Origin of the sequence: Thalassovita sp. (assembly GCF_963691685.1) — a bacterium.
In the GTDB taxonomy this organism is placed as follows: domain Bacteria; phylum Pseudomonadota; class Alphaproteobacteria; order Rhodobacterales; family Rhodobacteraceae; genus Thalassobius.
Map to the genome: position 1 here is coordinate 4,384,811 of NZ_OY829290.1, position 26,223 is coordinate 4,411,033.

Here is a 26,223-nt window from a genome sequence, read left to right on the forward strand (position 1 = left end):
GGTCCCGCCAGCCTGTGCCGGGACCATGGCGCGGTTACTCTGCCGCGACGCTTTGGGCCTCATTCAGGTAGTCGAGGATCGCCTCAGCGCTGTCGCGGCCGTCTTTGATCGCCCAGACCACCAGCGAGGCACCACGCACGATGTCACCTACGGCATATACGCCGTTCAGCGCTGTCTTACCGGTGGTGAACTCAGCCTTGATGGTGCCCCAGCGGGTCACTTCCAGGCCGTCGGTGTTCCAGAGTTTCGGCAGATCTTCCGGCTCAAAGCCCAGCGCCTTGATGACCAGATCGGCCTCTTCGACGTAATCCGCACCTTCGATCACCTCAGGGGCCTGACGGCCAGAGGCATCCGGGGCACCCAGGCGCATTTTCTGCACCATCACGCCGTTGACCTTGCCGTCAGCTTCGGTGAAGCCCTTCGGCGCGGCCAGCCAGACAAATTCAACACCTTCTTCTTCGGCGTTTTGCACTTCACGCTGGGACCCGGGCATATTGGCGCGGTCACGACGGTAAAGACATTTGACCGAGGTTGCGCCCTGACGGATCGCGGTGCGCACACAGTCCATCGCGGTGTCACCGCCGCCGATCACAACAACCTTCTTACCAGCCGCATTCAGCGTGCCATCTTCAAAGGCTTCCACTTCGTCGCCAAAGCTCAGCTTGTTGGAAACGGTCAGATAATCGATCGCACGTTCGATGCCAGTGGCGGTGGAACCGGGGCCGGAGAGATCGCGGGTCTTGTACACACCGGTGGCAATCAGCACGGCGTCATGTTTGCCGCGGATCGCATCGAAGGAGATGTCTTCGCCGACGTTACAGTTCAGCACGAACTCAACCCCGGACTGTTCCATCTGCTCAATGCGGCGCATCACAACGTCTTTTTCCAGCTTGAAGCCGGGGATGCCGTAGGTCAGCAGACCCCCGGCGCGGTCATAGCGGTCATAGATGGTGACCTGCACACCCTGACGGCGCAGAATATCCGCAGCGGCCATGCCGCCCGGACCGGCACCGATTATGCCAACCGACTGATCCCGCTCAGCACTGGGAACAACCGGTTTTACCCAGCCGTTTTCCCATGCGGTGTCGGTGATGTATTTCTCAACCGAACCGATGGTCACAGTGCCGTGGCCCGACTGTTCGATCACACAGTTGCCTTCACACAGGCGATCCTGCGGGCAAATGCGGCCACAGATTTCCGGGAAGGAATTGGTGGCCTGGCTGATCTGATAAGCCTCTTCCAGACGCCCTGTGGCGGTCATGTTCAGCCAATCAGGGATGTTATTGTGCAGCGGGCAATGCGACTGACAGTAAGGCACACCACATTGGCTGCAGCGGCTGGCCTGCTCTTTCGCTTTCTCTGCCGCGTATTCCGCGTAGATCTCATGGAAGTCTTTGTTCCGCTCGTCTGCCTGGCGTTTTGCCGGCATGTCACGATCTACGGTCACAAATTTCAGCATCGGTTGCTTCGCCACAGCGCTGCCTTTCTGAACAAATTTGGATGTCTGTGCCTTTTACGGTAGCGGAAAACCAAATAAAAGTCAGAACTATTGACCTAAAAGGGGGAAATTATCGCTGCGCAGCAGAATAATCCGCTCTTTCAGCCCAAATTTAGGACCGATCCGGACATTTAATATTTCTTCTGCCGTAAACTCAATAAGTTATACAGTGGCAAACATCGCATTTTGAAAGCACCACATGCCGCTTCTTTATCTGATAATTTTGGCACTTATTCAGGGCGTTACTGAATTTCTGCCGATTTCCTCCTCCGGCCACCTGATTCTGCTGCCGAATCTCAGCGGTCAGGCGGACCAGGGGCAAGTGATCGATGTGGCCGCACATGTCGGCACCTTGGCGGCGGTTGTGATCTACTTCTGGCGCGATGTGCGGGTGGGCCTGGCAGGTGTGCCGCGCATGCTGACCGGGCGGATCGACACGCCGGGCAGCCGGATGGCCTTCCTGTTGATGATCGCAACGATTCCCGTGGTCCTCTTCGGGTTGTTTCTGGCGCTGACCGGGCTGGACGACAAAATGCGGTCGATCACGATGATCGGCTGGACCATGTTGGGATTTGGCCTGTTGCTCTACTTTGCCGACCAGAAAGGTGATGAGGGTAAGATGAGCGGTGACTGGTCCACCCGCGATGCGATCTGGATGGGGCTGGCGCAGATGCTGGCGCTTATTCCGGGCACCTCCCGGTCGGGCATCACGATCACTGCCGGGCGCTGGTTGGGCTATGACCGGCATGGTGCCGCCAAACTGTCTATGCTGATGTCGATCCCGACGATCTTTGCCTCAGGCAGCTTTCTGGCGGTCAAAGTCGCGGCAGAGGCGGACATGCAAGCCGCTCGGGACGGCGCAATTGTAGCCGGCCTGTCCTTTATTGCGGCGCTCTTGGCTCTGGTTTTGATGATGCGCCTGCTGCGCACCGTCAGCTTCACCCCCTATGTGATCTACCGTGTGGTGCTGGGCAGCATCCTGCTGTGGATCGGCTACACACAGTAACACCACCAAAACGAAAAGGGCGCGCCACTGGCACGCCCCATTACCCCTAATCGGGTCAATCTTACTTGTTGCGCAGGTTCTTGGCCGATTCCTTGATCGCCAGATACTGCCCCGACGGGCGGAACCGCCAGAGGTAATCCGGCAGCACCGCTTCTGTGGCCAGCGGCGTAATGCCCAGATCGGCAAACCCTTTGGCCTCAGCGGACACCACATTGTCCTTGCGCAGCAGCTTCACCTGATCCGCAGTGATCGGTCCTTTGATCAGACCAAAGCTCAGTTTCTTCGCCAGATCAAATCCCCAGCCCATCATCGCCCCGACAAAGAAGGGCAGATCAATGACCATCTTGCGCCGGCGGATCACCGACAACATCTCATGCATCAGCTCTTTCATACTGCGCACATCCGGGCCGCCCAGCTCATAGATCCCCGGCTCCGCCTGACCCTCAACCGCCAGCACCGCGGCCTGGGCCACGTCATCCACATAGACCGGCTGAAACTTGGTCTCACCGCCAACCAGCGGCAGCGCCGGACCAAACATACCGGCAAACCGGTTAAAGAAGTCATCTTCGGGCCCAAAGATAATCGACGGGCGCAGCACAACTGCCGTCGGGAAGGCCGCCATGACCGCCGCCTCGCCTTCAGCTTTGGTGCGGGCATAATCGCTTTCGCTGTCTGCATCCGCGCCGATAGCAGACAGATGCACCATCTGACCCACACCCTGTTCCGCCGCAATCCGGGCCACCCGGGCCGCACCGTCAGCCTGCACAGCATCAAAGCTGTTTTTGCCAACCTCTGCCAGGATCCCCACGCAGTTCACCACCGCGTCCGAGCCGTTCATCACAGACGCCACAGAGGCATCATCGCGGATGTTGCACAGCACAGGCTCCACCTGACCGGGCACGCCGTAGGGCTTCACATGCATCGCCTCATTGGGGCGACGCACCGCCACACGGACCCGCCAGCCGTTTTTGGCCAAACGGCGCGCAATATAGCGACCAACGAATCCGGACCCACCAAAAATGGTCACGAGTTTCGACATAAAGAGGGCCTCCGGCTAAATAATTTCGCTGCGGTTTTCTAACGCTGACAAGGGTTTTTCACAAGATGATTGGAGGCGGTGAAAAAAACTTCAAAAATCGCGTTGACACCCCCCGTGGCTAACCTTAGAACGCCCCTCACCAACCCGTGCCCAGATGGCGGAATTGGTAGACGCGCTAGCTTCAGGTGCTAGTGTCCGTATGGACGTGGAGGTTCGAGTCCTCTTCTGGGCACCATAATAAACCGGCCGCTCGACCTTGATTTTCAAGACTTCGACGGCCGGTTTTTTTGTACCCGATCGCCTAATTTGTCACGATACCTACTGCGTACTTAAGGCAGTTATACTGGCCGCCGATCGGGGCAAGGTCACTCAGCGTGGGCCCCGGCATCCATCAAGCCACACATCAAACGATCTCCGAACGGGGTAAAGCCAACTCCAGCAGCGGGGTAGGACGTGAACTCACCAAAGACCGGGCCCCGAGTCGTCATGTAAAAGTCGAACCGATAAAAGACCCCCAAATCCGCCGACAAACGCTCGGACATCTCTACCAGCTGCTCCAGGTCGTCAGGCCGGTCGTATTTTGGGCCGAATGTGACGTCTGATTTAATCTTTTCTTCGACAAAATCCCAATCTCGCGTGAAGTAAGACAGGCTGCGGTCCTGAGTACCCTTTGAGCGATCATTGACTTGGATGACTCCGACACGGCCATTTGCGGTATAAACCTTAAAGTCACGCGGCACTTTGAACCGTTTGTCAAAATCACGAAGGAATTCTTCAGCCACGACTTTAGTGCCAGCCCCAAAAGAAACTCCGTCACGTTGCCAAAGTTGTCGCAGGTGCTGCTCCCGATTTCGGAGCATCACAAACTTCCGGTTCAAAACATCGCGCCTCCCGTCCAGGAGCGCCACACCATGGCAGCAAGCGCTGTTGTTCGGCTTGATCACCACCCGCTTTGGCAAGCTACGAAAGTCGACTTTATCAATCGGCAAGTGATCACAATAGAGTTCGGGCATCGGGAGCCCCATCTCTTTGATATAGCGACTCATCACTGTCTTATTGGTGAGAGAGGCCAGAAACCGGCGACGTTTCTGGCGTTCGGGATCAGGGTGCGGTTCCTTACCCTGATACCATAGAGCCAAACGGCGTTGCATAAGTTGACGAAACGTTGGTGTCGGTCGGCTCACTTCGCTCATCTTTTAACCACTCTACTCCGAAGCAAGGACGCTTAGGCCTCAGACTTAGCTGGCGCCAACAGCCCTGTCCATTGATCGCTTACACCCTTTGCTGTCCAGAATTGAACTCAATAGAAAGTTTCTACCGACATCCCCGCCGCTGCGTGGTTTACTGATCTCAACAAATCATGACGACGTGAGGAATGTGATGAAAAACCAACCTCTTGGGGGCAATGAAATGCCGCGCTTTGCAGGGCCGGGCACATTTATGCGCTTGCCGGCACAGGAGACGGCCGAAGGGCTGGATGTGGCCTTTATCGGCATCCCTATGGACATTGGTGCCAGCCTTCGCCCGGGCACCCGGTTTGGGCCACGGCAGATCCGGGCCGAAAGCACGATGATCCGCCCCTATAACATGTGGACCCGTGCGGCACCGTTTGATTCGCTTCAGGTGGCAGATATTGGCGACGTGCCGATCAACACATTTGACCTGAAGGATTCGGTGCGCCGGATCACCGCCTTTTACGACGAGGTGCTGCAACACGATGTGGTGCCTCTGACCATGGGGGGCGATCATACGCTCAGCCTGCCGGTGCTGCGCGCCATTGCTAAGAAACACGGGCCGGTGGCGCTGATCCATGTCGATGCCCATGCCGATATCAACGAACATATGTTTGATGAGGAGATTGCCCACGGCACCCCTTTCCGTCGCGCCTATGAGGAGGGGTTGATTGACGCGCAGAACACCTTCCAGATCGGGCTGCGCGGCACCGGCTATGGGCCGGATGACTTTGACACCGCCCGAAACTGGGGCTTCACCGTCATTCAGGCTGAGGAACTCTGGTACAAATCCGCCGCCCCGCTGATGGAAAAGATCCGACAGCAGATCGGCGACCGACCAGTTTACCTGACCTATGACATCGACAGTCTGGATCCGGCCTTTGCCCCCGGCACTGGCACCGTTGAAATGGGCGGGCTGACCACCATGCAGGCGCTGGAAATTGTGCGCGGCTGTCGCGGGCTGAACCTTGTGGGATGTGATCTGGTGGAGGTATCGCCGCCCTATGACCCATCAGGCAACACCGCGTTGATTGCGTCAAACCTGCTTTATGAGATGCTGTGTGTTTTGCCTGGCGTCAGCTACGGCCGTTGAGCCCGGCTCAGGCCAAAATTCAGGCCTAGACCCACACCTAATCCCGGGGCGGACCTGCTCTGCCCCGGGTGACCACTTGTTTTTTGACGTCTTTTGAACGATTTATGCGACGACACTTTTTAGGATATGATCATGCTTAGCCTTCACGGCCACTTTGCCACCGCCAACGGTTCCAAATATCTGCAACAGCTCTGCAAGCACTTCGGCCACAAAATTGAGGTCGAGTTCACCGAAACCGAAGGCACCTGCCATTTCGTCTTTGGCGCCGCCAAGATGACCGCGGATGAGGCCGGTCTGGATGTCCGGTTTGAGCTTGAAGACCCACAAGCCGCCGACAGCGCCAAAGGCGTGATCGACAGCCATCTGGAACGCTTTGCCTTCCGCGAAGACTTCAAAAACATGCAGTGGACGAGCTAAGGCACGTCCGCTTCAGGCGGGTGCTCAGCCCGCCTCACGGCCCTCAAACAGGGCAAAGTCCAGCATCTCCAGCGCCACCAGCAGACGCGCCGGATCACGCCCTTCGACCAGCAGCATCGCCTGAACATAGGCGCGCGAACGTTTGCCCCGCCGCATGTTGTGGAAGGATGCAATCAACAGGCGCTCTTCCTGCGTCAGCTTGTTGCGGCAGCAGGCACAGCCATCGCGGCCATAGATGAACGGGCTGCTGCGCAGGGCGCGCATGGCCTCAATCACATCGATGGTGTAGCCAAGGATACGCTCCGCACCACCATCGCCATATTGCTGACCGGCCAAACGATAGGCGGCGGCCCAGACCTGCTGATCCTGACCTGACATTGCCTCAAACAGCCGCCGGCATAGCGCCAGCATCTTCAGCTCCTGCGTGTCAAAGCCATAAGCGCTGACATCACCTTCGGCATTGCTGAGATGAGGGGACGGGTTCTGCGTATGATCGGTCATGGAAACACTCCTGATCTAGGGGTCATACCTGGCCGGATCGCTTGGCTGGCTTATCCTTAGTAAATCAGTCAGAATTATGCAAGTCCCCGTTTCGGGGTCTGAAAACAAAAGAACCGGGCGATTGGCCCGGCTCCGTCTCAAACTCCTCCCAAGGTGCTGGACGAAGCGTTACTCTTTGTTGCGGTTGTTCTCGGTTGCGGCTTCGACGCACATCTTCAGGCGGCCCTGGGTCATCGGCAGGCACATCGAAGCATCCGAGATCGGGCTGCGGTCTTTGGTCATGTCATCCGCCATGAACCCGGTGGAGAACATCACAACCGGCAGGTTGGAATGCGAAAAGCGCAGGGTCAGCAGATCGGTTACCAGATGGTCCAGCGGCATCAGCCCATCGCGCATGATGAACAGCAGGTCCCACTCACGCGGGCTTTCGCGCAGGATGCGCTCCGCTTCGCCGAGGGTCGACACAGGCATCACATTGGCACCCAGCGCAATCGACATCTGTTCAACGTCGCAATTCGGTTTGGCACTGACACACAACACTTTTTTACCCAGCAGCGGGGCCGGGCCGATGCTTTGACGCTGGCGATAGGCCGAACGGGAAAGCGAGTCACGTTTCAAAGGCATCTCCGCAGTGGGTTGAGGGGCTTCCGCAGAATTGGCACCCTTCAGACCAAAGGTACGACGACGCGGGCTCGCGACGTTATAGGCGGTCTGATCGGCGATATCTTGAAACAATCCCACAGCTTCATCCCTCTGTTATGTCCGTTTCCGGCACTGCTCTCCCCCAAAAGAACGCCGGAAGTGCTCTACTTTTTAGCGGGGTCACCCGAAAAAAGTTGCGCAAATGGATGTATTTGTCGGATTCCCCCGTAAAAATGGATCATCTATAAGGCGATTGATCGCCATTTTTCTCAATCTTTCCCTAAAATTGTATCTAAAAGCGAGAACAAAACCGATCAGAGTCCCGGATGAGAAGTTTTTTGCCCCTGGGCTGACATCGCTCTTTGGGGCAAGCCCGTTGCGTGTTAGCGATAACGGTGCAATATGCCCCCGAACCCCGGCGATAGATCCCTGTCTGCCGCACATCCCTCTGCATTTCCTCAGGAGAGCCCGATGATCCTTTGCGCTGGTGAGGCCTTGATTGACATGATCCCCGAACCCACCGTTTCCGGCGGCAGCGGCTATGTGCCCTATGCGGGCGGGGCCGTGTTCAACACGGCGATTGGTCTTGGACGTCTGGGCGCGAATGTGGCGCTGTTTACCGGGATCTCCACCGATGGGTTTGGTCAGCTGTTGGAACAGGCCCTGACCGACAGCCGGGTCAGCTCCGATTATCTGGTGCATTCGGATAGGCTGACAACTTTGGCCGTTGTGCAGTTGAAAAACGGGCATGCCACGTACAGTTTCTATGATGACAATTCCGCCGGGCAATCCCTACGCTCCAGCGATCTGCCACAGCTGCCGGACTCGGTTCAGGCATTGTATTTTGGTGGCATCTCACTGGTGAACGGGCCCGCGGCTGACACCTACGCTGAATTCGCCACGCAAGAGGAGACTCGACGCTTGATCATGTTGGACCCCAACATTCGCCCCGGACTGGCCGAGGATGAGGCCGTCTATCGCAGCCGGCTGGACCGCATGCTGACGGTGACAGATATTGTCAAACTTTCAGATGAGGATCTGGACTGGCTGGTGCCCGGCCCGGCCTCTCACGCGGAGAAAATTCAGGCGATGATCGCCAAAGGCCCGATGCTGGCGCTGCTGACCAAAGGCGCCGAGGGTGCTGAAGCGTTCCATCGTAATGGCTCCACCGCCTCGGTCGCGTCAGAAAAGGTGGAGGTTGTGGATACCGTTGGTGCGGGTGATACATTCAACGCCGGTGCGCTGGCCAAAATGCAGAGCCTTGGCATCCTCAGCCGTGACGCGCTGAACGATGCCACCGAAGACCAGCTGAGCGATGTTCTGGCCCACGCGGCCAAGGTTGCGGCCGTTACGGTTTCGCGCGCCGGGGCCAATCCACCCTGGTCAGATGAGCTGAACTAGCTGAACGAACTGCGGGCCAACACATCTGCCTCACCAATTGATGAGGCAACGTGATTGGCCAGCCTCTGCCTTTCCTTCCCATGATAGTCAAACTGTCATGCCCGTGAGGAGGAGAGGCCGATGTTGCCCTACCGAAGTGTCAAATACGTCACCCTTGCCCTGTACATTACGCTTGGTGTGGGCCTTGGTCTTGGCAGCGCTGCGATGGCGCAGAGCCAACTGCCAGACCATGTGGTCAGCCAGTTTGGCGCACCGCCCCCCGTGCCCGCCGGTGATTTGCCACCCGATCTGGCGCAGGCGGTGCAGGTTGCCTTTGTCGATAGCATCACCCAGTCGGGCTGGGGCCCTGATCAGACCATCGCGCTGGAAACGATCAAAGCCTCCGGCGATCCACGTCTGGCCTGGATCATTTCGGACCTCCTGCGCTTCGTCACCAATCGCGATCTCAGCCTCACCCTGGCCGACACGGGCGCGGCCCTGTTGCAGGTTAATGCCCCGCGCAGCAATCCCTGGGGCGCCATCACCGATCCGCTGATCGCCTGGGACATCCCCGCCCCACCGGATTACCTGGCCATCAAACGGCAGATCTTCACCATGATCATTCCGGGGTGGGAGCAAATCTTTGTCGACGGTGATGTGGACTGGCGTCTGGTGTCCTGGGGCGGCGTTTTGATCGACGATCGTCCCTTTGACACCACGGATGAGCGCTGCAACTGCATCCCCGCAGCCGACAATCCTGCGACCACCAATGCGGAGGGTGCCACGTGGCTGCAAGATGATGACATCATCTTCGGCATTGAGATCAACGGCGAGGCCCGCGCCTATCCCCGCCAGATCATGGAAGTGCGTGAGATGGTGAATGACACCTTAGGTGGCCGCGATCTTGGCATCCCCTATTGCACGCTCTGTGGGGCGGCTCAGGCCTACTTCACGGATCAGCTACCCGCCGGTATCAAACGGCCTGTCCTGCGCACCTCCGGACTGCTCAGCCGGTCTAACAAGGTGATGTATGACCTGACGTCCTGGTCGGTGTTTGACACCTTTACCGGTGAGGCGCTGACCGGACCCTTGGCACAGGCCGGGATCCAGTTGGACCAAGCCACTGTTGTCACCAGCACCTGGGGCGCCTGGAAAGCGGCCTATCCCGACACAACAGTGCTGGCTGAATATCTGGCGCTGGGGCGGGACCCGGATTTCCGCAACACGCGGGATGCCAATGGTCCGATCTTCCCCGTCGGGGATGTTGATCCGCGCCTGCCCATTCAGGAAGATATCATCGGAGTGATCACACCTGCTGGCCAGCCCGTGGCCTTCCCCCGCGCGCTGGCCATGGCTGCGCTGCAAAAGGGTGAGGCGGTGACACATGACGGCGTCACCCTAGCAATTGATGCCGGAGGTCTGCGCGCGCTGGGGCCTGACGGCAGTGATCTGGGCAGTCATCAGGCCTTCTGGTTTGCCTGGTCACAGTTTCATCCCAATACGGTGCTCTGGCCGCAATAACCCGGGGCCAGAGCGCGGTGTTTGCGATCAGAACTGCATTTCCAGTGACAATGTGATGCTCTGCTGTTCGATGTTGCCCACCTTGGTGAAGGCATAGTTGGCGTTCAGTTGGGTCATCCCATCTGCACTTTGGTTCGCAATGCCCAGATCAACCCCTCCACCAGGTAGGCCGAGCCAAAGATACTGTCGGTCAGCTCCTTGATCCCATAGATCCCGGCAAGCACCCCAAGGCTGGAGGCATCCCCTTCAAAGCCACCAGCCAGGTTAGAACGTGAGGCCCGCCCGTCAAGGAAATAGCCCACCGTGGTGTCATTGATCAGCTCACGTTCCCAGATGACCCACGCGGACAGCTGCCCGGTGGTCGATCCATCCTGATCCCGTGACAGATTGAAATCACCAAACAGGAACCGCGATGCGCCGGACGCGGTGACATCGCTGCCACCAAAAGAGCCCTGTTTCGTCGCGGCCTCATCCGTCACCGACAGGGAACCTGTCACATCAAAGGGTGAATTGCGCGTCACCCCATTGCCGTTCCTCCGGGCAGAAAACCGATCTAATGGGCCGCCCATCATATCCTGGTTGACCGACACCTCACTCAACAACTCGCGCCGTGCATCGGCCTGAACGGTGTCGATAATCTCCTCCAGCGTTTTTTCAAATTCGGTTTCAGGCGTGTCCGCAGTCATCCCAGACACAGTGATATTGAACGTCGCCAGATCCGGATCATTGCAATCAATTACAAGGGCATCTCATTGATTTTTGACGTAAATATCCAGCCTATGGGACAATCACCCGAACGGGTGATCTGTTTGGATTTCGGGGTTTAGAAAGGGTAAGCCGTTACGTTTGTCGTGAGGTGACCAAAGCAAGAATTTCCAACAAATCCGCGTCGCAAAGGTCGCAAATCGCGTCCGACAAACGCAGAAAACCCGCCGAAGCGGGTCATATGTAGATATTTCTGATCGGAAAGTTTGGTTGCGGGGGCAGGATTTGAACCTGCGACCTTCAGGTTATGAGCCTGACGAGCTACCGGGCTGCTCCACCCCGCGACAGTGCGCCCTACCTATGGCGAAGAGAGAAGGAGCGCAAGCCGAAAAGAAAGAAATATGACAGTTTTTTGCAATTCTTTTTTACCTGGTTAACCCAGAGGTGCGCCCCTCACGAGTAGGCCGCGTGTCGATCAATAACACACGGCTCCTCTTTTTAGATCGGTCAATTACTTCATCACAAGCTTGATGCTGCCGCCATATGACCAAGGGTAGCTGGATGATAGCTGCCCGTAGTGTTTTGTTGTGCTGAAACCGCCCGCATAGCTGCCTGTGCCGCTATAGTAGTAGCTCGTCGTTGTTGTGGAATCTCGCAGTCCGTAAGGCAGCGCCTCAACTATCGTGTCACCCGACAAACCATGCCCGCGACACTTTACGGACAATTGGCTGGGTTTACCCCGATCAGCGAATCTCGCACCTTGAACATATGTCGGCGTTTTAACCCGTGCTGGTGAGGTAACCTTGGCCCTAAAATCTTTGGATTTCACGACGCATGAAGCACCAACAATTTCGGTCTTCTTACCGTCAGCAGACTCTTCGAAGGTTCGAATCTCACTCGCGACCCAGCCCAAGTGTTGCCCTTCAGGGATCTGACGCAACATTCTTGGGCTAACCGTTTCAGTGGCGATTTCAACAGTATCATTGCAGGCACTCACAGATGCCATAACGGCTAGAAATACCCCACAGCGAATGAACTTTGGCGATTTAGCCATCCGTCAAAACAACGTAGGCAATGTCCTGGTAGACCCAAGGCGTTGAGGCAGCCAAGGCTGCGGTTGTTGCGATGCTGAGAACAGCACCGGCAATCCCAGCGCTTGTCATGACACTGGTGCTTTTCGCCGCTGCAGTTACCTGAGTAACCCCTTTGAGTTCGCCATAGTTGCACGACACAACCAAAGCACTGGGAACCCCACGATCGGCAAATTCCGCCCGCTGTTTGAACTTGGGCACAACTACTTCTTGGGGTGTTACAGCTTCCGCTACCAGATCGTCGGACAACAGATTGCACTTAGCCCCAATGATTTCCTCACCTCTCTTGCCCTCGACACCCTCACGAAATGCCCGCACTACAACCGTAGATGTCCCATCGGACAAGCGATCTTTTGCAGATACATTGGTTAGTGCGGCATTTCTCGGATCTTGAGTGATTTCAACATGTGACTGACAGGCCGCAAGGTCGATCCAAATACAGCCATCTGGACATCACAGCTATAGGTTATTTCGCTGAACGACGCAGTACCAGTCATACTGCAATTCACGTCCCTCAAACACCGAACAACGGCCGCCCTTTTTTGGGCGGCCGTTGTTCGGTGTTTTGGGTTTAGTATCGATTAGAGAGGATTTGGTATTTATTAGGTTTGGCGGTGACCTACTCTCCCACGCCTTAAGACGCAGTACCATCGGCGCTTCGGTGCTTAACTTCCGAGTTCGGGATGGGATCGGGTGTTTCACTCGTGCTATGACCACCAAACCGAATAAATACCAAGGGGCAATTTTGTTAGCCCTGATATCAACTGTTGTCCAAGTGTTTTCACTTAGGTGTGTATGCTTTTGATTTGTCTTACTTTTACTGGATCAAATCAAGCCTATCGGACCATTAGTACCAGTCAACTGAATGCGTTACCGCACTTACATCTCTGGCCTATCGACGTGGTGGTCTACCACGGTCCTCAGGGATACCTTGTTTTGAGGGGGGCTTCCCGCTTAGATGCCTTCAGCGGTTATCCTTTCCGTTCATAGCTACCCAGCACTACCGTTGGCACGATAACTGGTCCACCAGTGGAACGTTCACCCCGGTCCTCTCGTACTAGGGGCAACTCCTCTCAAGTATCCTACACCCACGGCAGATAGGGACCGAACTGTCTCACGACGTTCTAAACCCAGCTCACGTACCTCTTTAAATGGCGAACAGCCATACCCTTGGGACCTGCTCCAGCCCCAGGATGAGATGAGCCGACATCGAGGTGCCAAACACTGCCGTCGATATGGACTCTTGGGCAGTATCAGCCTGTTATCCCCGGCGTACCTTTTATCCGTTGAGCGATGGCCCTTCCACGCGGGACCACCGGATCACTATGGCCGTCTTTCGACTCTGCTCGACTTGTCAGTCTCGCAGTCAGGCTGGCTTCTGCCATTGCACTCAACGAGCGATTTCCGACCGCTCTGAGCCAACCTTCGCGCGCCTCCGTTACTCTTTAGGAGGCGACCGCCCCAGTCAAACTACCCGCCACGCAGGGTCCCGGATCCGGATAACGGACCGCGGTTAGACATCAAGCAGAATAAGGGTGGTATCTCAAGGGAGGCTCCACCAGGACTGGCGTCCTGGTTTCAAAGCCCACCACCTATCCTGCACATATTGTGCCTGATGCCAGTGCGAAGCTGTAGTAAAGGTGCACGGGGTCTTTCCGTCTAACCGCGGGAAGCCTGCATCTTGACAGGCAATTCAATTTCGCTGAGTCGATGTTGGAGACAGCGGGGAAGTCGTTACGCCATTCGTGCAGGTCGGAACTTACCCGACAAGGAATTTCGCTACCTTAGGACCGTTATAGTTACGGCCGCCGTTTACCGGGGCTTCAATTCGACGCTCTCACATCTCCTTTTAACCTTCCGGCACCGGGCAGGCGTCAGACCCTATACGTCGTCTTGCGACTTCGCAGAGCCCTGTGTTTTTAGTAAACAGTCGCCACCCCCTGGTTTGTGCCCCCAGCCACTAGTTGCCTAGAAACTGGGCCTCCTTCTCGCGAACTTACGGAGGTATTTTGCCGAGTTCCTTCAACATCGTTCTCTCAAGCGCCTTGGTATACTCTACCAGTCCACCTGTGTCGGTTTAGGGTACGGTCTTAAAGAGGGGCTATTTCCAGGGACCACTCAGCAGCCCAGACAATCCGTTAAGCCTGAACTACCTCTGTGATCCGTCACCACCTCACGGCCTAGGAATATTAACCTAGTTCCCATCGACTACGCCTTTCGGCCTCGCCTTAGGGGCCGGCTTACCCTGCTCAGATTAGCTTTAAGCAGGAACCCTTGGACTTTCGGCGACAGGGTCTCTCACCCTGTTTGTCGCTACTCATGTCATCATTCTCACTAGTGATCTCTCCACCGGATCGCTCACGCGCCGGCTTCACAGAAAGCTCCTTATCCTCCAAGGCGATCCGAGGATCGCTAAAGAGGATTGGAGCTATGTCACACTACGCTCTGCTACCATGCACTATGTGCATCCTCAGCTTCGGCTCATGGCTTGAGCCCCGTTACATCTTCGCCGCAGGACAACTTATTTAGACCAGTGAGCTGTTACGCTATCTTTAAAGGATGGCTGCTTCTAAGCCAACCTCCTGGTTGTTTTGGTCGTCCCACCTGCTTTCCCACTTAGCCATGAATTAGGGGCCTTAGCTGGAGGTCAGGGTTGTTTCCCTCTCCACGACGGACGTTAGCATCCGCCGTGTGTCTGCCATCTAGTACTCCCGGGTATTCGGAGTTTGGTTAGGATCAGTAAGCCTGTGGGGCCCCATTACCCATCCAGTGCTCTACCCCCCGGGGTATTCGGATGACGCTCTACCTAAATAGATTTCGCAGAGAACCAGCTATCTCCGAGTTTGATTGGCCTTTCACCCCTAGGCACAACTCATCCCGACCTTTTTCAACAGGTGTGGGTTCGGCCCTCCAGTAAGTGTTACCTTACCTTCAGCCTGGTCATGCCTAGATCACTCGGTTTCGGGTCTGATCCCACGAACTCATTCGCCCTATTAAGACTCGCTTTCGCTGCGCCTACACCTAACGGCTTAAGCTTGCTCGTGAGACCAAGTCGATGACCCATTATACAAAAGGTACGCCGTCAGCTCGCAAGGAGCCTCCGACTGATTGTAGGCGTTCGGTTTCAGGTACTGTTTCACTCCCCTCGTCGGGGTGCTTTTCACCTTTCCCTCACGGTACTGGTTCACTATCGGTCAGTAAGGAGTACTTAGCCTTCGAGGGTGGTCCCCCGATGTTCAGACAGGATTTCACGTGTCCCGCCTTACTTAATACGTCCTATCGAGCTTCCCATACGGGACTGTCACCCACTATGGTCAATCTTTCCAGATTGTTCTGGTCACTCTCAAGGCTCGGCTGGTCCCCGTTCGCTCGCCGCTACTAGGGGAGTATCTGTTGATTTCCTTTCCTCCGGGTACTTAGATGTTTCAGTTCCCCGGGTTCGCTCTTAAAACCCTATGTATTCAGGTTAAAAGTACTTGGTTTACCCGGTTATTGATCAGCAAAAGCTAACAATAACAGAGTATCAAGTGGGTTGCCCCATTCGGAGATCCAGGGATCAAAGCCTATTCTCGGCTCCCCCTAGCTTATCGCAGAGTATCACGTCCTTCATCGCCTCTTACTGCCAAGGCATTCACCAAACGCCCTTCTCGCGCTTGATTTGATCCAGAAAGAGTAAGACTGACGTCTTCCACCACCGGGCTGGTTCGACCGATGGCTCACTTTCTGATCAAAAGCATACTTTCCCGCTCCTTACCCGGAACCTGCGCTGCCGATGTCGGTCGGCCCCACGCAGAAGGTAAGGAACAATGCATAAACTCTCGTTTATGCGGGTTAGTGTACTTGACTTGGACAACTCTGTTCGTTTCAGCCGGGATACGTTGCATAAAGATCGAGGAAACAATCTCTATCACGCCTTCCCCGAAGGGAACCAACTGAGATCATCCGCTTACTTACGGTGATCAAACAGGTTGTTGATATTTCTCTCTAAACGATGTCAGTTCCGTCTCTTGCGAGATAGAAGCGTGTCCGATTGGACGGTTAAGAACCGCGCTTTGCGATGCTTAACGATCTAATCGAACGTCCTTATCTGAAGGTAGCGAAGACAAATGGTGGAGCCTAGCGGGATCGAACCGCTGACCTCCTGAATGCAAATCAGGCGCTCTCCCAGCTGAGCTAAGGCCCCATCAAGATCCCGACGGGATATTGGTGGGTCGAGGAGGACTTGAACCTCCGACCTCACGCTTATCAGGCGTGCGCTCTAACCACCTGAGCTACCGACCCAGTCCAGACCGGTAGGTCTGATGTCTTCCTGAAGAGATATGAGGACGGCCTGGTCCTTGATATGTGATCAGCGTGACTTGCTGATCTTTTGCTAAGTGCATCCACGAAGTTGAACGAGTTCAACCTGCTAGGTGCATCCTTAGAAAGGAGGTGATCCAGCCCCAGGTTCCCCTAGGGCTACCTTGTTACGACTTCACCCCAGTCGCTGAGCTCACCGTGGTCCGCTGCCTCCTCGAAAGGTTGGCGCACGGCCTTCGGGTAAACCCAACTCCCATGGTGTGACGGGCGGTGTGTACAAGGCCCGGGAACGTATTCACCGCGTCATGCTGTTACGCGATTACTAGCGATTCCGACTTCATGCCGTCGAGTTGCAGACGACAATCCGAACTGAGACAGTTTTTTGGGATTAACCCATTGTCACTGCCATTGTAGCACGTGTGTAGCCCAACCCGTAAGGGCCATGAGGACTTGACGTCATCCACACCTTCCTCCCGCTTATCACGGGCAGTTTCCTTAGAGTTCCCGGCCGAACCGCTGGTAACTAAGGATGTGGGTTGCGCTCGTTGCCGGACTTAACCGAACATCTCACGACACGAGCTGACGACAGCCATGCAGCACCTGTCACTGCGTCCCCGAAGGGAACCATCCATCTCTGAATGTAGCACAGGATGTCAAGGGTTGGTAAGGTTCTGCGCGTTGCTTCGAATTAAACCACATGCTCCACCGCTTGTGCGGGCCCCCGTCAATTCCTTTGAGTTTTAATCTTGCGACCGTACTCCCCAGGCGGAATGCTTAATCCGTTAGGTGTGTCACCGAATAGCATGCTACCCGACGACTGGCATTCATCGTTTACGGTGTGGACTACCAGGGTATCTAATCCTGTTTGCTCCCCACACTTTCGCACCTCAGCGTCAGTATCGAGCCAGTGAGCCGCCTTCGCCACTGGTGTTCCTCCGAATATCTACGAATTTCACCTCTACACTCGGAATTCCACTCACCTCTCTCGAACTCAAGACTAGCAGTATTAAAGGCAGTTCCGGGGTTGAGCCCCGGGATTTCACCTCTAACTGACTAATCCGCCTACGCGCGCTTTACGCCCAGTAATTCCGAACAACGCTAACCCCCTCCGTATTACCGCGGCTGCTGGCACGGAGTTAGCCGGGGTTTCTTTACCAGATACTGTCATTATCATCTCTGGCGAAAGAGCTTTACGACCCTAAGGCCTTCATCACTCACGCGGCATGGCTGGATCAGGCTTGCGCCCATTGTCCAAGATTCCCCACTGCTGCCTCCCGTAGGAGTCTGGGCCGTGTCTCAGTCCCAGTGTTGCTGATCATCCTCTAAAACCAGCTATAGATCGTAGACTTGGTAGGCCATTACCCCACCAACTATCTAATCTAACGCGGGCTAATCCGTCACCGATAAATCTTTCCCCCGAAGGGCGTATAAGGTATTACTCTCCGTTTCCAGAGGCTATTCCTTAGTGTCGGGCATATTCCCACGCGTTACTAACCCGTCCGCCGCTCACCCCGAAGGGCGCGCTCGACTTGCATGTGTTAGGCCTGCCGCCAGCGTTCGTTCTGAGCCAGGATCAAACTCTCAAGTTGAAAGCAACTTACGTTGCTATCCTTGACGTTCGAACCTCTGCACATACTGTTTTCCAATTGACTTGGAAATGATCCAACCGGCTGGTTGGATCGTTCTCTGTTTGTGACATCAGTACCAAAAGATACCGAAAGCCGACAAACAGTGAAGCTGACTATCCATCATCGGAACCGAAGCTCCTAGGTAGTTGATATATGTGCAGTCATTCATTCATCGAATGAACCAAACCGCCCACATATCTCTTCAGATACCATCAATGTCAAAGAACGTGGCAACAACTTTCATCATCACCAGAGACAAAAACCAACCGACTGCGCTAAATCTTTCTAGCGCTGCCCGCTCATCTCTACCTCATTTTCTTCACTTCCGAACCCCTCGAAGTTGCCTCCGTAGCGCCGTCCGCTGCCCCGCCCTGCGCCTCAGCGCCGCCGGTGAAGGGGGTTCTAAGGTTATTACCAAACAGCCGCAAGCGCTTTTTCAACAAAATTCACAAAAAACACAAAAAAGATAGAAAGAGGAATGATTTCAATAACATAAGGGGAAGAGGAATGAGTCAACAGGACTACGAGCACAGCAAACCAAGGGCAAACATCACGAATCCATCTGCTGCCGTGCATAATCTCTGACGACTCTGCCCCAGACTCGAGGAAAGACTCGGGTCAGATTCCCCTATCGGCCGCGATTTCTGCCCGGAATCGGTGCGACTCATGCCGCCGTTTGTACGACTCAGCTGGCCTCCTCCCCGCTATTGTCGTTGAATATGAGCCCGGGATCCTGCCAGCAGCCTGTTAAAGACCCCTTAATGCCCGAAAGGAACGCGTGTTTTGCGGGCAATTCCCTAGAATCCGCGCCTACAACCCTCGCTGCACTGCCGCATTTTGCGTCACACCACAGTCAAATCGCTGAAAAAAGCATCGAGCCCCCGTGTTTTCCGCAATTCAGCCACCAACGAACTGCCCAAAAGCTCAGCAACAGGTTTGGCTGAGCCCACCTGCGGGGATGTCGACGGGGAAACGTTGGAAACGCAGGTGTGTGACGGCCAATCGAATTGGAAGCTCGCAAAAGCCGCCACACGGATCGCAACAACAGTTGCGGGGTCAGGTAAGGCCAAGCCCCCCTCGGACGCAAGCCCCGAGGGACGTCGGGCCTGGTCAAACGCGCGCACCCCGCTGGAGGTTTACATGAAACTCTTGAAATCCACCCTCGCCGGTTCGCTGGTCTTTGCATCGCTGACCGCATCGGCCATGGCCGCAGAAGACACCATTAAAGTGGGCGTGCTGCATTCGCTGTCGGGCACGATGGCCATTTCGGAAACCACCCTGAAAGACACCATGCTGATGCTGATCGATCAGCAGAACGCCAAAGGGGGCCTGCTGGGCAAACAGCTGGAGGCCGTTGTGGTTGACCCCGCCTCAGACTGGCCACTGTTTGCAGAGAAAGCCCGTGAGCTGCTGACCGTGCATGAGGTTGACGTGATCTTCGGCAACTGGACCTCGGTCAGCCGTAAATCCGTACTGCCGGTGATCGAAGAGCTGAACGGTCTGCTGTTCTACCCAGTTCAGTATGAGGGCGAAGAAAGCTCCAAGAACGTGTTCTACACCGGTGCCGCCCCGAACCAGCAGGCGATCCCAGCCACCGACTACTTCCTGGATGAACTGGGTGTAGAGAAATTTGCGCTGCTGGGGACCGACTATGTCTATCCCCGCACCACCAACAACATTCTGGAAAGCTACCTGAAGGGCAAAGGCATCGCCGACAGCGACATCTTTGTGAACTACACCCCCTTCGGCCATTCCGACTGGTCCAAGATTGTGGCGGACGTTGTGGCCCTGGGCGCAGATGGCAAGAAGGTTGGCGTGATCTCGACCATCAATGGCGACGCCAACATCGGCTTCTACAAAGAACTGGCCGCTGCCGGCATTTCCGCAGATGACATTCCGGTTGTTGCCTTCTCGGTTGGTGAAGAGGAACTGGCGGGTCTGGACACCTCAAACCTGGTGGGTCACCTGGCCGCCTGGAACTATTTCCAGTCGGCGGATGCTGAGGTGAACGCCTCCTTCGTGGAAACCTGGAAAGCCACCATGGGCGAAGAGCGTGTGACCAACGACCCGATGGAAGCCCACTACATCGGCTTTAACATGTGGGTGAACGCGGCCACCGCCGTTGGCACCACCGAAGTGGATGCGGTCCGTGGTGCAATGTATGGCCAGGAGTTCCCGAACCTGACCGGTGGCACCGCGGTGATGCTGCCGAACCATCACCTGGCCAAGCCGGTGCTGATCGGTGAAATCCAGGAAGACGGTCAGTTCGACATCATCAGCCAGACCGCCGAAGTGCCGGGCGACGCCTGGACTGACTTCCTGCCGGAATCGGCTGTGCTGAAGTCGGATTGGAAGGACCTAGGCTGCGGTATGTACAACACCGAGACCAAGACCTGCGTTCAGACCCTGTCGAACTACTAAGACAGACGCGAAGCGGATCAACGGGAGGGGGCAAAAGTCCCCTCCCGCACGGCAGCCCGCACCCCAGACGGAAGTTCCCCCGACATGAGACATATACATGTGGCGATCTGGGCCTTTGCGGCCCTGTTGATCAGCTGTGTCAGCCTGAGCGCTGAAACCGCCGACCGCCCCGCCATCCAGCCCCTGCTGCAGGCGCATCAGGCGGTGATTGCAAAATCTTCACGCAAGACGATTGGACCGGCCATTGATGCGATTGCCGGCAGCGGCCTGCCACAGGCGCAGGAGGTGCTGCAAGTCTGGGCGGCCAAGAACATGTGGATGCGCAAATCGGACGGGGTCTTCTTTATTGGGGAGAAGGTCGAAGGAAAGACCTATCGCCTGACAGATTTTGACAGTGGCGCGGTGGTTGGCGAGTTTCAGAAAGGGGATCTGAAACAGCTGAAGCCCAACAGCGGCATTCGCGCCCTGATCGGCACGGCGCTGGTCCAGTTCCAGCTGAGCGATCCCGATCCCGTGGCGCGCGCCGATGCGCTGCAATCTATTGCCCGCGATCCGTCAGCGGATCAGCTAACCCCGTTGCGCGGGTCAATTGCCAGCGAGGCGGATCCGGAACTGAAAGCACAGAAGCTGCGGTTGGAACGGTTGCTGACCATCCGGTTTGGCGCCAGTGATGCAGAACGGATCAGCGCGATTGAGGATATGGCAGGCGATCTGGGCGTAGATCTGCGCGCCACGCTGAACCCGGTGCTTGCCACCACCCGCGAAGCAGCCACCGCCCTGCCCAGCGCCAATATTGCTGAGGTCCTGATCCCCGGTGAAGAAATTCCTCGGGATGAGGCCTATGCCCTCCTCGTCGCCAGTGATCTGGCGCAAGCGCAGATCAGCAGCGATGAGATGCGCACTGCCCTGGCCGCACATATAGATGGCGGGCGGGTTGCTGGTGTACCCGTGGCCCAGCTTAATGATCCCGCAATGCGCGCCCGCGCCTATGCCAGCCTTGCCGCTGAGGGCAAAGTGCCGCCATTGGTCAGCGACGCCGATGTTGCGGCCTCGCTCAGCGCCCATGTGTTTTATGACCGCTATCTGGATCCCGCCGCCCCGGTGACCGGGGCCGCCGCCAAGGCGCTGAAGGACATTGAACTTAAGGTCGGCGTCAACCAGGCGCTGGATCTGGGGCTTGATGCGCTCTCGCTCGCGTCGATCTATTTCCTCGCGGCCATCGGATTGGCGATCACCTTTGGCGTTATGGGCGTCATCAACATGGCCCATGGTGAGTTTATCATGATGGGCGCCTACACCGGTTATGTGGTGCAGCAGTTTGTGCCCGATCACACCCTGTCGATCATCCTGGCCATTCCGCTGGCCTTTGCCGTGACCTTTGCCGCCGGTGTGGCGATGGAACGGCTGGTGATCCGTCACCTCTATTCCCGCCCCTTGGAAACCCTGCTGGCGACCTTCGGCATTTCCATCGCGCTGCAACAGTTGGCCAAGAACATCTTCGGCACACAGGCCCGCCCGCTGACCGCCCCCGGCTGGCTGGACGGCGCCTGGGTGATGAACGATGTGGTTTCGATCAGCTATATCCGTATTGCGATCTTTGTGCTGGCGCTGATTTTCTTGTGCGTATTCCTGTTCATCATGAAACGCACCCGTCTGGGGCTGGACACCCGCGCGGTCACACAAAACCCCGGCATGGCGGCCCAGATGGGGATCAACCCCGGCCGGGTGAACATGCTGACCTTCGGCCTTGGTTCCGGCATCGCGGGGATCGCGGGGGTTGCGATCGGGCTGTTTGCCAAAGTCACCTCAGAACTGGGCAGCGACTACATCGTGCAAAGCTTCATGACCGTGGTGGTCGGTGGCGTCGGCAACATCTGGGGCACCTTGGCAGGTGCGGCGATGATCGGCTTCCTGCAGAAAGGGATCGAGTGGATGAACCCGTCAAACACACTGGCGGCGCAGACCTACATGATCATCTTCATCATCATTTTCATTCAATTCCGGCCCCGGGGCATCATCGCCCTGAAAGGCCGCGCGGCGGGGGATTGAGCGATGGACCGATTGACCAAGGACAGCCCCCGAACCGCAAAGGGCGGGGCCGAAGATCACGCAACCAATCGTCACGAACCCAACGCTCAAACGACAGTGCCCAGCATCAGCCAAGCCCTCGCCCCGTGGGGGGCGGTTCGGGGGCTGTCCGGCCTGACGGCCGAACGAGCGCATACCATCACGCACCCCACATTCGGAGGAGCCGCACATGCAGCGTAGTTTCATTGCACGGAACCCTTCGGTTCTGATCTTCCTCAGCCTACTGGCCCTGTTCACCCTGGTGGTCACCGTGCTGAGCGAGGGGGCTGGCTCTGGCCTGATCTCCACCTCCTTCATCAAGACATTGGGCAAAACGCTGTGCCTCTGCCTGATCGCCGTTGCGATGGATCTGATCTGGGGTTTTGCTGGCATCCTCAGCCTGGGTCACTTCGCCTTTTTCGGGCTGGGCGGTTACATGATCGGCATGTGGCTTATGTATGAGCGCACCCGCCTTATCGTGGTTGACTCCCTCAGCCAGACCGAAATCCCGCCAACCGAAGCCGAAGTGGTGGATGCCATCGGCACGCAGATCTTCGGCGTTGTCGGCTCCTCTGAGTTTCCGCTGATCTGGGGGGGTGCCGACAGTCTGACACTGCAGCTGATGTTGGTCGTTCTGGTGCCGGGCCTTCTGGCGCTGGTGTTTGGCTGGCTGGCCTTTCGCAGCCGCGTCACAGGCGTCTACCTGTCGATCCTGACGCAAGCCATGACGCTGGCCCTGGCGCTCTACCTGTTCCAGAACGACAGCGGGCTGCGTGGCAACAACGGGCTGTCCGGGTTGCAGAACCTGCCCGGCGTCACCGCCTCGCAAGATCTGGTTTCGCTCTGGTTCCTCTGGGCCTCAGCCTTTGCGCTGGGGGCGGGCTATCTGCTGGCGGCTTGGGTGGTCTCGGGCAAATTCGGGTCCGTCATCCGGGGCATTCGGGACAATGAGGCGCGGGTGCGGTTCCTGGGCTATTCGGTGGAGGCCTATAAGCTGGCCATCTTCACCCTCACCGCCTGTATCGCCGCCATTGCCGGTGCGCTCTACTACCCGCAGGCGGGCATCATCAATCCAGCGGAAATTGCGCCGATCGCTTCGATCTACTTGGCGGTCTGGGTCGCCATCGGCGGACGTGGCCGCCTGTACGGCGCGGTTATTGGCGCCGCCTTTGTCAGCCTGCTCAGCACCTGGTTCACCGGCGGGCAGGCCCCGGATCTGCCACTGGGGTTCTATACAGTCAAATGGGTCGATTGGTGGTTGGTGCTGCTGGGCCTCTCCTTTGTTGCGGTCACCCTCTTTGCGCCGAAAGGCATCGGCGGGCTGATCGACCTGATCGCCCAGCGCACGCGTAAGAAGGAGACAGGCCAATGAGCATGCTACTGGAAGTTTCCGGCGTTTCGGTCTGCTTTGACGGGTTCAAGGCGATCAACAACCTCAGCTTCAACATCGGATCGGGCGAGTTGCGGGCGATCATCGGCCCCAATGGCGCGGGCAAGACCACCTTCATGGATATTGTCACCGGCAAAACCCGCCCTGACGAAGGCCGGGTGATCTGGGGTGAGAAATCCGTATCTCTGCTGAAAATGTCCGAGGCGCAGATCGCGCAATCCGGCGTGGGGCGCAAATTTCAGAAACCTACTGTGTTCGAAGACCAGACCGTGCAGGAAAACCTGCTGGTCGCCCTGAAGAAACCGCGCGGCTGGCTGGCGGTGCTGGGCTATCGCCCCACGGCAGAGGATCTGGGCCGTGTCGATGCCTTGGCCGAAGAGATTGGGCTAACCGATCAGCTGTCCCGTCTGGCGGGGGAGTTGAGCCACGGTCAAAAACAATGGCTGGAGATCGGCATGCTGCTGGCACAGGAGCCGCGCCTGTTGCTGGTGGATGAACCCGCAGCGGGCATGACGGTCACCGAACGCCAGCACACCACGGATATTCTGGTCGAAGCGGCCAAAACCCGTGCCGTGGTGGTGGTGGAACATGACATGGAATTTGTGCGCCGCCTCAACTGCAAGGTCACCGTGCTGCACGAAGGCAGCGTACTGGCCGAAGGCTCCTTGGACCATGTGACCGCAAACCAAGACGTGATTGACGTCTATCTGGGACGTTAAAGATGCTGACACTTGATAATCTGACCCTGCACTATGGCCATTCACAGATCCTGAACGGTGTCTCGCTTGAGGCGCTACAGGGTGAGGTCACCTGCCTGATGGGCACCAACGGTGTGGGCAAAACCAGCCTGATCAAAGCGATCTCAGGCACCCATCCCCGATCTGCGGGCGCCATGGAGCTGGCGGGCGAAGGCCTGCCCGTTCTGCCGCCCCACGCCTTGGCCCGCAAAGGCATCGCCACTGTGCCACAGGGGCGCGATATCTTCCCCCTGCTGACGGTCACCGAAAATCTGGAAACTGGCTTTGCCTGTCTGCCGAAAGATCAGCATTTCATTCCAGATGAGATCTATGAGCTGTTCCCGGTGCTAAAAAAGATGAGCAACCGGCGCGGTGGCGATCTGTCCGGCGGGCAGCAGCAACAGCTGGCAATTGCCCGCGCCCTGATCACCAAACCCAAGCTGCTGTTACTGGATGAACCAACGGAAGGCATTCAGCCCAATATCATCCAACAGATCGGTGAGGTGATCAAACTGCTGCGCGAGCAGGGGAACATGGCGATTGTGCTGGTCGAACAGTACTTTGACTTCGCCTATGATCTGGCGGATCGCTTCTACGTCCTGCGCCGGGGTGAGGTGATCCTGAACGGCCGCAAAGACGAGCTGAGCCGTGACGCGGTGCTGGCGGGCGTTTCCGTCTAACAGGAAAAGCCGCCCCGGATCAGGGGGCGGCTTTGTGACACCTTATAGGCGCAGCTTTAGACAGTGCCGCCAAGCGAGCCTTCTAGCTGGGCCATTTCCTGACCACCTGCCATCAGATCCTGCAGCTCCTCGGCCGAGATTTCACCGCGTTTGGCAGTGCCCAGCGTCTGACCACGGTTCAACACGGTGAACCGGTCACCCACCGCCAAAGCATGGCGCACGTTGTGGGTGATGAACACCACCGCGATGCCCTGTTTGCGCACCTTGTCGATGGTGGCCAGAACATTGGCGGTCTGACGCACTCCAAGAGCCGAGGTCGGTTCATCAAGGATCAGAACCTTGGCGCCAAAATGCACCGCACGGGCAATCGCCACGGTCTGGCGTTCACCACCCGACAGGGTGCCCACCGCCTGATCCGGACCACGCAGGTTGATGCCCATTTTCTTCATCTCGGCCATGGTGACCTGATTGGCCTTGTCATGATCAAAGAAGTTGAAGGGCCCGATCTTCTTCAGGGGTTCATTGCCCATGAAGAAGTTACGGCTGACCGACATCAGCGGGATCATCGCCAGATGCTGGTGCACCGTGGCAATCCCCGCCGCAATCGCATCGCGAGGATCTTCGAACTTCAACGGCGATCCTTCAAAGTAGATCTCCCCAGCAGTGGGCTTATGCACCCCCGACATGGTTTTGATGAAGGTCGACTTGCCCGCGCCGTTGTCACCCAACAGGCAGTGGCATTCACCCGGATAAACATCCACCGACACCCCTGCCAATGCAATGACTGAGCCGAAGTGCTTTTCGATGTTCTTCATCTGGATGATCGGCGCGCTGGGGGCGGGATCACCGTGATGGAATTGGGTATCCTCAGTCATC

At 56.9% G+C, this 26,223-nt stretch carries 19 protein-coding genes, 4 tRNA genes and 3 rRNA genes; 11 read left to right on the top strand and 15 right to left on the bottom strand.

Annotated features, from left to right (window positions below):
- Window positions 1-34 precede the first annotated feature (34 nt).
- Entirely contained in the window at window positions 35-1,474 is a 1,440-nt protein-coding gene (locus ACORLH_RS21320) for an NAD(P)-dependent oxidoreductase (RefSeq protein ID WP_321830348.1), read from the bottom strand.
- A gap of 223 nt (window positions 1,475-1,697) precedes the next feature.
- On the opposite strand from ACORLH_RS21320, the gene ACORLH_RS21325 reads away from it, so the two are divergent.
- On the top strand, window positions 1,698-2,504 hold the full coding sequence (locus ACORLH_RS21325; RefSeq protein ID WP_321830349.1) for an undecaprenyl-diphosphate phosphatase: 807 nt from the start codon (window positions 1,698-1,700) through the stop codon (window positions 2,502-2,504).
- A gap of 61 nt (window positions 2,505-2,565) precedes the next feature.
- Here the strand turns inward: ACORLH_RS21325 and ACORLH_RS21330 are convergent, their stop codons facing one another.
- Window positions 2,566-3,543, bottom strand: coding sequence for a complex I NDUFA9 subunit family protein (locus tag ACORLH_RS21330; RefSeq protein WP_321830350.1), 978 nt, complete (start codon window positions 3,541-3,543; stop codon window positions 2,566-2,568).
- A 148-nt stretch (window positions 3,544-3,691) separates the two neighbouring features.
- Here ACORLH_RS21330 and ACORLH_RS21335 point away from each other — a divergent pair.
- A tRNA-Leu gene (locus tag ACORLH_RS21335) sits at window positions 3,692-3,778 on the top strand.
- A 130-nt stretch (window positions 3,779-3,908) separates the two neighbouring features.
- Here ACORLH_RS21335 and ACORLH_RS21340 read toward each other — a convergent pair.
- Window positions 3,909-4,736 carry an ATP-grasp fold amidoligase family protein gene (locus ACORLH_RS21340; RefSeq protein WP_321830351.1) on the bottom strand — a complete coding sequence of 276 codons (828 nt, stop codon included), beginning with the start codon at window positions 4,734-4,736 and terminating at the stop codon, window positions 3,909-3,911.
- A 187-nt stretch (window positions 4,737-4,923) separates the two neighbouring features.
- On the opposite strand from ACORLH_RS21340, the gene speB reads away from it, so the two are divergent.
- Window positions 4,924-5,868: an agmatinase gene (gene speB, locus ACORLH_RS21345; protein ID WP_321830352.1), complete on the top strand. Its 945-nt coding sequence runs from the start codon at window positions 4,924-4,926 to the stop codon at window positions 5,866-5,868.
- A 132-nt stretch (window positions 5,869-6,000) separates the two neighbouring features.
- Window positions 6,001-6,285, top strand: a complete 285-nt coding sequence (locus tag ACORLH_RS21350; RefSeq protein WP_321830353.1) for a DUF2218 domain-containing protein — start codon at window positions 6,001-6,003, stop codon at window positions 6,283-6,285.
- A gap of 24 nt (window positions 6,286-6,309) precedes the next feature.
- On the opposite strand, the gene ACORLH_RS21355 is transcribed toward ACORLH_RS21350, so the two are convergent.
- Both ACORLH_RS21355 and ACORLH_RS21360 read right to left on the bottom strand, forming a co-directional pair.
- Window positions 6,310-6,786 carry a hypothetical protein gene (locus tag ACORLH_RS21355; RefSeq protein ID WP_321830354.1) on the bottom strand — a complete coding sequence of 159 codons (477 nt, stop codon included), beginning with the start codon at window positions 6,784-6,786 and terminating at the stop codon, window positions 6,310-6,312.
- Between the two features lie 168 nt (window positions 6,787-6,954).
- Window positions 6,955-7,527: a hypothetical protein gene (locus ACORLH_RS21360; RefSeq protein ID WP_058243582.1), complete on the bottom strand. Its 573-nt coding sequence runs from the start codon at window positions 7,525-7,527 to the stop codon at window positions 6,955-6,957.
- 372 nt (window positions 7,528-7,899) lie between these two features.
- Here ACORLH_RS21360 and ACORLH_RS21365 point away from each other — a divergent pair, with 372 nt between their 5' ends.
- A complete protein-coding gene (locus ACORLH_RS21365) occupies window positions 7,900-8,829 on the top strand; it encodes a carbohydrate kinase (protein WP_321830355.1) in 930 nt (309 codons plus the stop codon).
- A gap of 120 nt (window positions 8,830-8,949) precedes the next feature.
- On the top strand, window positions 8,950-10,329 hold the full coding sequence (locus ACORLH_RS21370) for a DUF3179 domain-containing (seleno)protein (protein ID WP_321830356.1): 1,380 nt from the start codon (window positions 8,950-8,952) through the stop codon (window positions 10,327-10,329).
- Window positions 10,330-10,442: 113 nt separating this feature from the next.
- On the opposite strand, the gene ACORLH_RS21375 is transcribed toward ACORLH_RS21370, so the two are convergent.
- The 9 genes from ACORLH_RS21375 to ACORLH_RS21415 form a co-directional block, all read right to left on the bottom strand.
- On the bottom strand, window positions 10,443-11,015 hold the full coding sequence (locus tag ACORLH_RS21375) for a hypothetical protein (protein ID WP_321830357.1): 573 nt from the start codon (window positions 11,013-11,015) through the stop codon (window positions 10,443-10,445).
- Between the two features lie 286 nt (window positions 11,016-11,301).
- Window positions 11,302-11,378, bottom strand: a tRNA-Met gene (locus tag ACORLH_RS21380).
- Window positions 11,379-11,545: 167 nt separating this feature from the next.
- Window positions 11,546-11,977: a hypothetical protein gene (locus tag ACORLH_RS21385; RefSeq protein WP_321830358.1), complete on the bottom strand. Its 432-nt coding sequence runs from the start codon at window positions 11,975-11,977 to the stop codon at window positions 11,546-11,548.
- Window positions 11,978-12,080: 103 nt separating this feature from the next.
- Entirely contained in the window at window positions 12,081-12,374 is a 294-nt protein-coding gene (locus tag ACORLH_RS21390; protein WP_321830359.1) for a hypothetical protein, read from the bottom strand.
- Window positions 12,375-12,731: 357 nt separating this feature from the next.
- A 5S ribosomal RNA gene (rrf, locus tag ACORLH_RS21395) occupies window positions 12,732-12,846 on the bottom strand.
- A gap of 105 nt (window positions 12,847-12,951) precedes the next feature.
- Window positions 12,952-15,784, bottom strand: a 23S ribosomal RNA gene (locus ACORLH_RS21400).
- A 448-nt stretch (window positions 15,785-16,232) separates the two neighbouring features.
- Window positions 16,233-16,308, bottom strand: a tRNA-Ala gene (locus ACORLH_RS21405).
- 21 nt (window positions 16,309-16,329) lie between these two features.
- Window positions 16,330-16,406: transfer RNA gene (locus ACORLH_RS21410), tRNA-Ile, on the bottom strand.
- A gap of 143 nt (window positions 16,407-16,549) precedes the next feature.
- Window positions 16,550-18,013: ribosomal RNA gene (locus tag ACORLH_RS21415) — 16S ribosomal RNA — on the bottom strand.
- The 16S, 23S and 5S rRNA genes sit together here with 2 tRNA genes alongside, the layout of an rRNA operon.
- Before the next feature lie 1,179 nt (window positions 18,014-19,192).
- On the opposite strand from ACORLH_RS21415, the gene urtA reads away from it, so the two are divergent.
- The 5 genes from urtA (at window position 19,193) to urtE (ending at window position 25,347) form a co-directional block, all read left to right on the top strand.
- Window positions 19,193-20,473, top strand: coding sequence for an urea ABC transporter substrate-binding protein (gene urtA, locus ACORLH_RS21420; protein WP_321830360.1), 1,281 nt, complete (start codon window positions 19,193-19,195; stop codon window positions 20,471-20,473).
- 84 nt (window positions 20,474-20,557) lie between these two features.
- Window positions 20,558-22,522: an urea ABC transporter permease subunit UrtB gene (gene urtB, locus ACORLH_RS21425; protein ID WP_321830361.1), complete on the top strand. Its 1,965-nt coding sequence runs from the start codon at window positions 20,558-20,560 to the stop codon at window positions 22,520-22,522.
- A gap of 208 nt (window positions 22,523-22,730) precedes the next feature.
- On the top strand, window positions 22,731-23,912 hold the full coding sequence (gene urtC, locus ACORLH_RS21430; protein WP_321830363.1) for an urea ABC transporter permease subunit UrtC: 1,182 nt from the start codon (window positions 22,731-22,733) through the stop codon (window positions 23,910-23,912).
- Window positions 23,909-24,649: an urea ABC transporter ATP-binding protein UrtD gene (urtD, locus tag ACORLH_RS21435; RefSeq protein WP_321830364.1), complete on the top strand. Its 741-nt coding sequence runs from the start codon at window positions 23,909-23,911 to the stop codon at window positions 24,647-24,649. The genes urtC and urtD overlap by 4 nt, the downstream gene beginning before the upstream one ends.
- 2 nt (window positions 24,650-24,651) lie before the next feature.
- Window positions 24,652-25,347, top strand: a complete 696-nt coding sequence (gene urtE, locus ACORLH_RS21440) for an urea ABC transporter ATP-binding subunit UrtE (protein ID WP_321830365.1) — start codon at window positions 24,652-24,654, stop codon at window positions 25,345-25,347.
- A 56-nt stretch (window positions 25,348-25,403) separates the two neighbouring features.
- Here urtE and ACORLH_RS21445 read toward each other — a convergent pair whose 3' ends face one another.
- Window positions 25,404-26,222, bottom strand: coding sequence for an ATP-binding cassette domain-containing protein (locus tag ACORLH_RS21445; RefSeq protein WP_321830366.1), 819 nt, complete (start codon window positions 26,220-26,222; stop codon window positions 25,404-25,406).
- Between the last annotated feature and the right edge of the window lies 1 nt (window position 26,223).